Source organism: Kitasatospora sp. NPDC057936 (genome assembly GCF_042887525.1).
Taxonomy (GTDB): Bacteria; Actinomycetota; Actinomycetes; order Streptomycetales; family Streptomycetaceae; genus Kitasatospora.
This window is the reverse complement of sequence record NZ_JBHVPD010000048.1, coordinates 62,994-72,920: the sequence shown is the minus strand read 5'-3', so window position 1 is coordinate 72,920 and position 9,927 is coordinate 62,994. Positions and strand designations below refer to the sequence as shown.

The following is a 9,927-nucleotide window of genomic DNA, read 5'->3' as shown; positions in this document are numbered from 1 at the left end:
GTGGTCGCCGGGGCGAGGGCGTCGAAGAGGAGGTCCTCGAAGGCGACCACGCGGTCCGACTCGGACACGTAGGCGAAGGGGATCTCGCCGACGTAGGTGAGGTTGGCGGAACGGATCGCCCACGGCGTGACGGCCCCGGTGGAGGCGTCCGTGGCCAGCGCGAGCTGGGTGACCTGCGGGTAGCCGGCGCCGGAGAGGGCGGGGTGCAGCACGCCGCCGTCCGCGCCCGCGGGGATCTTCCGGGTCAGCGTCTGGCCCTTGTACGTGACCTGGTTGATGGTCCCGACGCTGCCGTTGGTCGAGAAGTAGGAGTTGGTCGGGTCCCAGCCGTACTTCTTCTTGAAGTTCTCGATGCCGACGGCGTTGGCCATGTTCCAGACGTTGTCACCGATCCAGTCGACCGGCTTGGCGGTCGTCATGACGTCCTGGTAGAACGCCGCCGGGACGGCGTCCGGGATGGAGCCGCCGTAGTACGTCGAGCCGACGTAGAAGGTGGCCGAGTACTGCTCCACCAGGCCGGGGGTGTACGCGGAGACCGGCTTGGCGGTGACGGTGCCGAAGTGGCCGGCGAGGTTGGCCGTCGCCATGGCGTAGAGCTCGCCGAGGTAGCCGTAGGGGCCGGTGCTGTCGTAGAGGACGAGGGCCGAGGCACCGGCCGCGGCGGTCGGGGCCTGGACGGACGGGCGCGCGGCCGCGGCAGCGGGGGCCGCCGCCGGAATGACGGGGAGCCGGTGCGCCCGGCGCTTGAGGTCGTTCACCCGCTGGGCGGCGCTCCAGGCGGTCAGGTCGGCGGAGCCGGCCCCGGTGGCCGGACCGGACGCGGCGGCGGCGAGCGGCCCGCCGGACGGAACGGCCGGATTCCCGGCGCCGCCCGCCGCCTCGGCACCGGTGGAAAGTCCGACACCGCCCAGCAGGGCGGTGATCACGGTCAGAATGAGCGGGACCCGGGCAACCGGGATTCTCCCTCTCGCCTTGCTCATTGTCGTCCCCCCTGATTCATGGGTTTCGCCGGTCCCGCACCCCAGGCACCCCCCGGTGAATCTGGTGAAGACATGGCAAGGCACGGCGGTGAAGCCCCGGCATTTCGCCGATTCTCACGCCGGGCGCAAGGAGTGTCAACAGCATTTCTCGGTCCGGCCCGTGCACTTTTCGACGGTCGACTTCGCACGGAGGAGCCGGCGTCCATGACGCGGAACGCACGGCCTCCGATGGCACCACATTCGGCCAATCATCGGCCCTCGGCCTGCGGTAATGAAACGATCATCGGCCTACCGAACGCCCGATCGGGCCGGTTCACCGCCGTTTCACGGAATTTAATATTCCGATTCGCAGCCTTTCGTGATCACATGCTTAAGCATGCTTGTCATCTGATAGCCTCCGACCGCACGCCCCGGACCGACGGGCGGGCTGAAATCCGGGGGGATCTCATGTACGGAAAACCCGTTCTGGGGATAGTCCTGCCCTTGGCCGGGCTGATGGCGGCCCCAGAAGTTCTGCCGGGCGTACCCTTCGCCAGGGGACTGCAGGAAGCGGCCGGTGCCGGGTTCCTGCTCTACTGTTCGACAGCCACCATTCTCCTTCTCGTCAAATTCTGGTTCGCGTTCCGGAGCTCCGGTGATCGCCCGTGATCACGGAGGTCCTTCTCTGGTCGAGCGTCGCCATCATCGTGATGGCGGGCTGCTACAACGCCACTCTCTTCGTCCTCTCCAGGCGCAGGGTCCGCAACGACCGCGGTCCGCAGGCCGAGCGTCTCTACGTCTTCCTCCTTGCCTGTCTCAACGAGGAGAAGGTGCTCGCGGAGAGCCTGGCCCGGATCACCTCGCTGCCGGCGGCCGACTTCATGGCGCTGGTCATCGACGACGCGTCCGACGACCGCACCGCGGAGATCGCCCGCGCCGCCGACCCCGACCGGGTCAAGCTGCTGCAGCGGCACCTGCCGAACGCCCGGAAGGGCAAGGGCGCCGCCCTCAACGCCGGCATCCGCCACCTGCGGGAGTCCGGCATCCTGGACGGCCGCGACCCGGGCGAGGTGATCGTCTGCGTCGTCGACGCCGACGGCCGCCTCGACCCGCACGTCGTCCAGGCCGTCGACCCCTACTTCGACGACCCGCGCACCGGTGCCACCCAGATCGGCGTGCGCATGTACAACCGTCAGCAGGGCCTACTCGCCCGCCTCCAGGACATGGAGTTCGTCATCTACGGCGACATCTTCCAGTCCGCCCGCCGCTACTTCGGCAGCGTCGGCATGGGCGGCAACGGGCAGTTCATGCGGCTCTCCGCGCTCGACACCCTCTGCGGAGAGGGCGGCTCGGGGCCGTGGAGCGACTCCCTGACCGAGGACCTCGACCTCGGGGTGCGCCTCATCGCCGGCGGCTGGACCAACCACCACTGCACCACCGCCGCCGTCTCCCAGCAGGCCGTGCTCGACGTGCGGCGGCTGGTGCGCCAGCGCTCCCGCTGGTTCCAGGGCCACCTGCAGTCGGCCCGGCTGGTGCCGCTGATCCTGCGCGAGGTGCCCACGAAGCCCGCGATCGACCTGCTGTACCACCTCTCCAGCCCCGTCCTGATCCTGCTCACCTCCCTGCTCCCGCTGTCCTTCGTCATCGCCACGGGCGGCGTCCTCCTCGGCTCCGTCGAGGCCGGGCACCCGCTGGTGTCGCCGATGTGGATCATCGGCCCGTACGTCCTGTCGTTCACCGCGGCGTACGCCTACGGCTGGGTCTACTTCCGGCGCGAGCGCGGGCTCGGGCTCGTCCGCGCGGTCCTGCTCTCCCACGTGTTCGTCGTCTACGGCTACATCTGGTTCGCCGCCGGATGGTGGGGCCTGTGGCGCATGCTCACCGGCAAGCAGACCTGGCTCAAGACCGCGCGCACCTGACGCGCACCCGACACACGCGCACCCGACACACGCACGCCCGTCTCCTTCAGCACCGTCCACGCACGTGCGCACGCACGACCCTCCGCGCACGTGCGGAAAAACCCTGTGCGGAAAACCCTCCCTGCCCCTCGGCAGGCACCCTCTCTGGAGACTCATGTCCCCGAACGCGAACACCACACCCGTCCGCGCCATGCTCGTCCTCGGCACCCGCCCGGAGGCGATCAAGCTCGCGCCGGTCGTCCGCGCCATGGCCGCCTCCCCGCACTTCGAGCCCCTCGTCGTCTCCACCGGCCAGCACCGCGAGATGCTCCAGCAGATGCTCGAACTGCTGCAGGTCGAGGCCAAGTTCGAGCTCGACGTGATGAGAGAGCGGCAGGAGCTGTCCAAGCTGACGGCCCGTCTGGTCGAAGGCCTGGGCGAGGTCGTCCACGCCGAACGCCCGGACCTCGTCGTCGTCCAGGGCGACACCACCTCCGCGCTCACCGGCGCCCTCGCCGCCTTCTACGAGCACGTCCCCGTCGCCCACGTCGAGGCCGGGCTGCGCACCGGGGTGCTGGACAACCCCTTCCCCGAGGAGCTCAACCGCCGCCTCATCGGGCGCATCGCCCGCTGGCACTTCGCGCCCACCCCCCGCGCCGCCGGACACCTCACCGCCGAAGGCGTCCCGGAGGCGGAGGTGTTCGTCACCGGCAACACCGTCATCGACAACCTGCTGTGGGTGCTCGAACAGGGCGCCGGCCGCGACCACTTCGAGAGCAACGGCCGGCGCCGCGTCCTGGTCACCCTGCACCGCCGCGAGAACCAGGGCGACAAGATGCGCGCCATGGGCAAGGCCCTGCGCCGGCTCGCCGACCGCGGCGACGTCGAACTCGTGCTGCCGCTCCACAAGAGCCCCGCCGTCCGTGAGGCCCTCCTGCCCGAACTGTCCGGCCACACCGCCATCCGCATCGTCGAACCGCTCGACTACGTCGACTTCTCCGCCACCCTGGCCGGCTGCGACCTCGTCCTGACCGACTCCGGCGGCATCCAGGAGGAGGCCCCCACCCTCGGCAAGCCCGCCCTCGTGCTGCGCACCACCACCGAGCGGCCCGAGGCCGTCGAGGCCGGCGCGGCCCAACTCGTGGGCACGGAACCGCACGTCATCCTGGACGCCGCCATGCGCCTGCTGGACGACGACGACGCGTACCGGCGCATGGCGAGGGCCGGCAACCCCTTCGGCGACGGGCACGCCACCGCCCGGATCCTGGCCCAACTCGCCGAGGACTTCGGCGTCGACGCCGACCCGGCGCCCGCACCGGCCCCCCTCGCCGTCCCCCAGCCCGAGGGTCCGGAGTCATACTCGACGGCATGACGAGAGTTCACCGGCTCCTCACCGTCCTCCTCCTCTCCGCCGCCGCGGTGGCGGGGCTCGCCTTCGCGGTGAGCGCCATCTGGGGGGACGAGTACGGGGAGCCGGTGCGGCCGTGGACCGACGGTTCGGTCCACGGCCCCTGGCGGTCGGTCTTCGACGGCCACGGCGCGAACACCGGCTTCACGAACGGCCTGGCCCTCTCCCCCAAGCCAGCGCGGCAGCCGGACGAGACCCACGCCGGACTGATCGTCTCCACGCGGCAGTACGGGGACATGAGCCTCCAGGCCCGCATGCGCACCGTCGCCCAACTGCGCACACCCACGCCCAACCCCTGGGAGGTGCCGTGGCTGGTGTGGGCGTACACCGACCCGGACCACTTCTACTACCTCATCCTCAAGCCCAACGGCTGGGAGCTCGGCAAGCGCGACCCCGCCTACCCCGGCGGCCAGCGCTTCCTGGCGACGGCCGCCGAGGAGTTCCCCGTCGGCGACTGGTCCGACGTCAAGGTGGTCCAGCGCGGTGCCCACCTGGACGTGACCGTCGACGGCAAGGGCCTGGTCTCCTACGACGACGAGGAACGCCCGTACCCGAGCGGCAGCATCGGCGCCTACACGGAGGACGCCCAGGCGGTGTTCAGCGACATCGCGGTGGAGCCGACGCAGTAGCATCCGCCGCCCACTGCCGCGACCTCGACGGACTGCTCCGGCGACGGCGCGGGGCGCAAACCCACGTGATCACGGGGCACCCGGTCTGCCAGACTGCCCGGCGTGAGCAATTCGAACGCCCTGCCCGTCCTGCGGACCCCCGATCTGCCGACCGCCTACCGTGCCGTCAAGCGGCTGCTGAACCTCGCGATCCCCATGGACTCGTTCAACGTCAGCGCGGAGACGGAGGCCCTCACACTCGCAGAGGCGCAGCGCATGGCGGCCGCCTTCCCGACGGCCACGATCGCCCCTGACGACCCGTACCGGCCGGAGTCCAACGACGACGTCCGCCGCATGGTCGTGGCGGGGGACCCGGACGTGGCGGCGCTGCTCCCCGTCTCGCTGATCCTCGAACGGCTGCCGGTCGGGTCGATCGAGGAGGCGTTCTTCGGGGTGGCCGGGTCCGGTCCGGGTTCGATCGACTGGGACTGCTTCAGCTGGCCGGCGGTTCCGGAGCTCGGCCTGGCGGTCCGCAACAAGGACGCCTACGTCCAGATCGCGCTCAACAGCCGGGACGTTTTCCGTGACGTGCCCGCCGAGGACCACACGGTCTTCGTCCACTTCCGGCAGGGCGACGTGGAGCGCGCCGAATGGCTGGCCCGGCAGGCCGGGTTGCAGCCGGTCGGCCCGGTGGAGTGGGGCTGGTAGGGCTCCTGCTCGCGGCCGGGCGGCCGCATTGCGCGCCGTTCGTCCTACTGGCGGGACCGCGCGCTCTCGATGCCGTCGAGCATCAGGCCGAGCGTGAAGTCGAAGCGGTCGTGGGTGCTGCCGGCCGTCAACTCCTCGGCGTAGCGCCGGGTCTGGGGGTAGGCGTCGGGGAGGGCGGCGAAGCGGCGCAGGAGTTCGTCGCGTTCGACGACCCACGCGCCGTCGCCGCGTTCGTGGCGCTTGCCGGCCATGGAGAGCTCAAGGCTGTACGCGTTCACGTAGAGCATCAGCGAGTCCATGGCCCAGGCGGCGGCCTGCGGGGGGATGCCGCCGGCGAGGAGGATGGCGAGCAGGCCCTCGCCGACCCGGAGGGTGTCGAGGTCCGAGGGGGCGGCGGCGAAGGCGGCCCGGGAGATGCCGGGGTAGCGCAGGTACTGGTCGCGGAGCTGGGTGCAGACGCCGGTGATCTGCTGCCGCCATTGGGCCGGGTCCGGCTCCGGGAGGTCGATCCGCGCGCACAGGCGGCCGATGAGCAGCTCGTCCAGGTCGTCCTTGTTCACCACGTGCGCGTAGAGCGAGGACGGCCCGGTCTCCAGGGCCGTCGCGAGGCGCCGCATGGTGAGGGCCTCGAAGCCCTCCTCCTCGATCATCGCGAACGCCATGCTGATGATCGCCTCGACCGTGATCGGCTTCTTGCGTCCAGCGGACGGCCCGCGCCGGACGCCCGGCGCGTCCGTGTCGGTGCCGAGGTGGTGCCGCGCTGCGCGTCGCTCCTGCGGGGTGGGTGCCATGCGAGCAGTCTAACCAACCTGCGAACGGTGTTCCACGCCACTAAGAACGGTGTTCGTATTGAACAGAACACCGATCTGCTGTAGAACGGTGTTCGTGTCTACTGACCAGCTCACTTCCCGATCCCCCGCGACCACCGGCAGCACCGTGCTGCCCCCGCGCACCGCGTGGCTCGTCGTGGTCGTCGTCTTCCTCGCCGACGTCATGGACCTCATCGACGCCAGCATCGCCAACCTCGCCGGCCCCTCCATCCGCGCCGACCTCGGCGGCAGCGAGTCCACGCTCCAGTGGGTGCTCAGCGCCTACACCGCCGCCTTCGCCCTCGGCCTCGTCACGTCCGGACGGCTCGGTGACCTGCTGGGCCGCCGGCGACTGTTCCTGCTCGGCTTGACCGGCTTCACCCTGGCCTCGCTCGCCTGCGGACTGGCCCCGAACCCGGCCCTCCTGATCACCGCCCGCACGCTCCAGGGCCTGTGCGGATCGGTCATGATCCCGCAGGGCATGGCCCTGGTGAAGATCGTCTTCCCGCCCCACCAGCTGCGCAAGGCCCTGACGCCCATCGGCCCCCTCATGGGCCTGGCGACCGTCGCCGGCCCGATCCTCGCCGGGTGGCTGCTCCACCTGAACCTCTTCGGCAGCGAGTGGCGCCCGATCTTCCTGATCAACATCCCCTTCGGCGTCATCGCCCTCGCGATCGCCTGGCGCGTGCTGCCCGCGCACGGCGGCGAGGACCGCTCCGCCCGCCTCGACCCGGTCGGCGTCGGGCTGCTCACCGCCGCGTCGGCACTGCTGATCGTCCCGCTCATCCAGGGCCGCGAGCACGGCTGGCCCGCCTGGAGCTACGCCATGATGGCGGGTGCGGCGGTCCTGTTCGCCCTGTTCGTGCGCTTCGAGCGGCGCAGCGCGCACCCGGTCATCACGCCGTCGCTGTTCCGCAAGCGCGGCTTCGTCGTCGGCCTGATGGTCTCGGGCGGTTTCTACGCCGCGCTGAGCGCGTTCGTCCTGACCGTCAACCTGCTGCTGCAGCAGGGCCTGGGCTGGTCGCCGCTGCACACCGGCCTCACGCTGATCCCGTGGGCCCTCGGCACCGCCCTGGCCGTCCTGCTCGCCGGCCGGTCACTGGCCGTGCGGCTCGGGCGCACCGCCCTGCACCTGGGCCTGGCGATCGCGGTCGTGGGCCTGCTGGCCCTGTGGTGGTCCACCGCCCACTGGGGCACCGACCTCTCCGCCTGGAAGCTGGCGCCCGCGCTCCTGCTCACCGGATTCGGCTCCGGCATGGTCTTCGTCCCGCTCGTCGACTACATCCTCGGCGACGCCACGACCGAGGAGGTCGGCACGGGCGCGGGCACCCTCAACGCCGTCCAGCAGTTCGCCGGCGCGATCGGCGTGGCCGCCCTCGGCACGGTGTTCTTCGCCCGCGCCGGGCACGGCTCGCCGCACTCCAGCATCGACGCCGCCGAACTCGTCCTCGCCATCACCGCCGGCCTGAATCTGATCGTCTTCGCACTGGTGGGGCTGCTGCCCCGGCACGCGCAGCAGGCGCACGGCTGAGCACGCACCCACCGACGCAAGGGAAAACACCATGAAGGCAGCACAGTTCAGCCGCTTCGGCGGCCCCGAGGTCCTGGAGATCGTCGACCTGCCCGACCCGCATCCGGGCCCCGGCGAGATCCGCATCGCCGTCCGCGCGGCGGGCGTCAACGCCAGCGACTGGAAGAAGCGCCGGGGCGAGATGGACCAGGCACTCCCCCAGGCCCTCGGCCACGAGGCGGCGGGCATCGTCGACGAACTCGGCGAAGGCGTTGAGGACTTCGCGATCGGCGACCGCGTCTTCGGCCTCTGCACGGCCGGCGCGGCCCAGGCCGAACTCGCGGTGCTCTCCTGCTGCGCGCCGATCCCGCGACCGCTCGACTTCCCGGCCGCCGCCGCACTGCCCGCCGCCGTCGAGACGGCCACCCGAGTACTCGACCAGCTCGGCGTCGCGGACGGACACGTCCTGCTGGTCCACGGCGCCTCGGGAACGATCGGCAGCGCCGCCGTCCAACTCGCCGTAGCGCGCGGTGCGCGCGTGATCGGGACCGCCGGCCTCGCGCGGCACGACTACCTGCGCGGCCTCGGGGCCGAGCCCGTCGTCTACGGACCCGGGCTCGTCGCACGGGTCCGGGCGGTGGCACCCGACGGGGTCGACCTCGCGCTCGACGCCGCCGGGAGCGGGCTGCCCGACCTCATCTCGCTGACGGGCGGCCCCGGGCAGGTCGTGACGATCGCCGACTTCGCCGGCGCACGGGAGCACGGCGTCCGGTTCAGCCGGGGCGACGACGGCCGCGCCCTCCACGCCATCCGCTCGATCGGCCCGCTGATCGAGGCCGGGCGCTTCGCCCTCCCCGCCGTTCGGACCTTCGCGCTCGCCGACATGGCGGACGCGCACCGGGCCGGCGAGAGCGGCGGCCTGCGGGGGAAGCTCGTGCTGGTGATCGGCCCCGACGCCCAGCGTCACTCGGGCGGCGGGCTGTCCCAGGAGTAGGTGTCGGGCCGGTTGTGCGTACCGCCGGAGTTCTGGTCGTGGATGGCCGCGTCGGCGGTGTACGCCGTCCCGTCGGCGAAGTCGACCTGGCAGCGCAGGTGAACGGTCTCCCCGCGCACGGTGCCGTGGACGTGCGGGGTGCAGGAGACCGAACCGACCGGCCGGTGGTCCTGGGTGGTGATGTGGGACTTCATCACGTTCTGCAGGGCCACGTAGGCGTCGTTGTTCGGCCCACAGGCGGCCGCGGTGGCGGCCAGGGCGACGACCGCCGCGGCTGCCACGGATGCCCGCGGCAGCCGGGCCCGCCGGGTCAGCCGGGCCCGCCCGCGAAGTCGGTCCACGCGCATCGGTGAGCTCCAGATCGCCGGTCGGAAGGAGCCCCGATCGTAGCCCCCGCAGGCGGGGCCCTTCACCACGCGATTCACCCGACCGGTCCCGCCTGCCCCGTCCGACACACCACGACCGGCGGACCATCGCCCACCCCGGCAGGAGCGACGCCTACTGTCACCCTCGCCCCTCAAAAGGGATATTTTCTGACAGATCGGAGAATCATCATGCATCGTCACACCACCTGGGCGCTGGCCGCACTCGCCGCCGCCGGCATCGCCGCCGTACCGACCGTCGCGAGCGCCGAGGTCGTCTCCGGCGGCAACCACGGAACGGTGGTGGTCGGCAACGGCAACCAGGTCGCGGGCTACGACATCATCAACGCGGGCCACGACGCCACCGTCGGCTCGCACAACGGCTCCAGCGGCGTGGCCGGCGGCGCCATGGACGCCGCCCAGGCGGCGGGCGGCAACTGGGACACCGTGATCGTCGGCAACGGCAACCAGGTCGCCGGTGACGACATCGTCAACGCCCTGAACGACGCCACCGTCGGCTCCTACAACGGCGGCTCGGGCATGGCGGCGATGATGACCACCGCCCTGAAGCCGATCACGGGCTGAGGCCGGGGCAGCCCCCAGTGAGCGCGGGAAGTCGGTGTGGGCGACATACCCCGCCGCGTTGTTTTCTACCACACCGGCTGATAACG

At 71.4% G+C, this 9,927-nt stretch carries 9 protein-coding genes and 1 pseudogene; 7 read left to right on the top strand and 3 right to left on the bottom strand.

Features of this window, described 5'->3' with window-relative positions:
* Positions 1-926, bottom strand: a pseudogene (locus tag ACFVU9_RS24470) (hypothetical protein); the annotation flags it as partial.
* 698 nt (positions 927-1,624) lie between these two features.
* Here ACFVU9_RS24470 and ACFVU9_RS24465 point away from each other — a divergent pair.
* From ACFVU9_RS24465 to ACFVU9_RS24450, 4 genes are all read left to right on the top strand, one after another.
* Positions 1,625-2,878, top strand: coding sequence for a glycosyltransferase (locus ACFVU9_RS24465; protein WP_387596620.1), 1,254 nt, complete (start codon positions 1,625-1,627; stop codon positions 2,876-2,878).
* Between the two features lie 154 nt (positions 2,879-3,032).
* On the top strand, positions 3,033-4,229 hold the full coding sequence (gene wecB / locus ACFVU9_RS24460; RefSeq protein ID WP_380492076.1) for a non-hydrolyzing UDP-N-acetylglucosamine 2-epimerase: 1,197 nt from the start codon (positions 3,033-3,035) through the stop codon (positions 4,227-4,229).
* Complete coding sequence (locus ACFVU9_RS24455) at positions 4,226-4,894, top strand: family 16 glycoside hydrolase (protein ID WP_387596617.1); 669 nt, start codon at positions 4,226-4,228, stop codon at positions 4,892-4,894. Before wecB ends, ACFVU9_RS24455 begins: the two co-directional genes overlap by 4 nt.
* A gap of 102 nt (positions 4,895-4,996) precedes the next feature.
* A complete protein-coding gene (locus ACFVU9_RS24450; RefSeq protein WP_380447070.1) occupies positions 4,997-5,581 on the top strand; it encodes a hypothetical protein in 585 nt (194 codons plus the stop codon).
* A 44-nt stretch (positions 5,582-5,625) separates the two neighbouring features.
* Here ACFVU9_RS24450 and ACFVU9_RS24445 read toward each other — a convergent pair whose 3' ends face one another.
* Positions 5,626-6,372 carry a TetR/AcrR family transcriptional regulator gene (locus ACFVU9_RS24445; protein WP_387596614.1) on the bottom strand — a complete coding sequence of 249 codons (747 nt, stop codon included), beginning with the start codon at positions 6,370-6,372 and terminating at the stop codon, positions 5,626-5,628.
* A 94-nt stretch (positions 6,373-6,466) separates the two neighbouring features.
* Here ACFVU9_RS24445 and ACFVU9_RS24440 point away from each other — a divergent pair, with 94 nt between their 5' ends.
* Together ACFVU9_RS24440 and ACFVU9_RS24435 are read left to right on the top strand one after the other, a co-directional pair.
* Entirely contained in the window at positions 6,467-7,921 is a 1,455-nt protein-coding gene (locus ACFVU9_RS24440) for a DHA2 family efflux MFS transporter permease subunit (RefSeq protein WP_387596611.1), read from the top strand.
* A 31-nt stretch (positions 7,922-7,952) separates the two neighbouring features.
* A complete protein-coding gene (locus tag ACFVU9_RS24435) occupies positions 7,953-8,894 on the top strand; it encodes an NADP-dependent oxidoreductase (RefSeq protein WP_387596608.1) in 942 nt (313 codons plus the stop codon).
* Here the strand turns inward: ACFVU9_RS24435 and ACFVU9_RS24430 are convergent.
* Entirely contained in the window at positions 8,864-9,241 is a 378-nt protein-coding gene (locus ACFVU9_RS24430) for a hypothetical protein (protein WP_380447063.1), read from the bottom strand. The two genes, ACFVU9_RS24435 and ACFVU9_RS24430, sit on opposite strands and share 31 nt — an antisense overlap.
* Before the next feature lie 207 nt (positions 9,242-9,448).
* Between ACFVU9_RS24430 and ACFVU9_RS24425 the strand changes: the two genes are divergently transcribed.
* The gene (locus ACFVU9_RS24425; RefSeq protein ID WP_380447061.1) at positions 9,449-9,841 is read left to right on the top strand and encodes a hypothetical protein; all 393 of its coding nucleotides are present in this window, start codon (positions 9,449-9,451) and stop codon (positions 9,839-9,841) included.
* Positions 9,842-9,927: the final 86 nt, after the last annotated feature.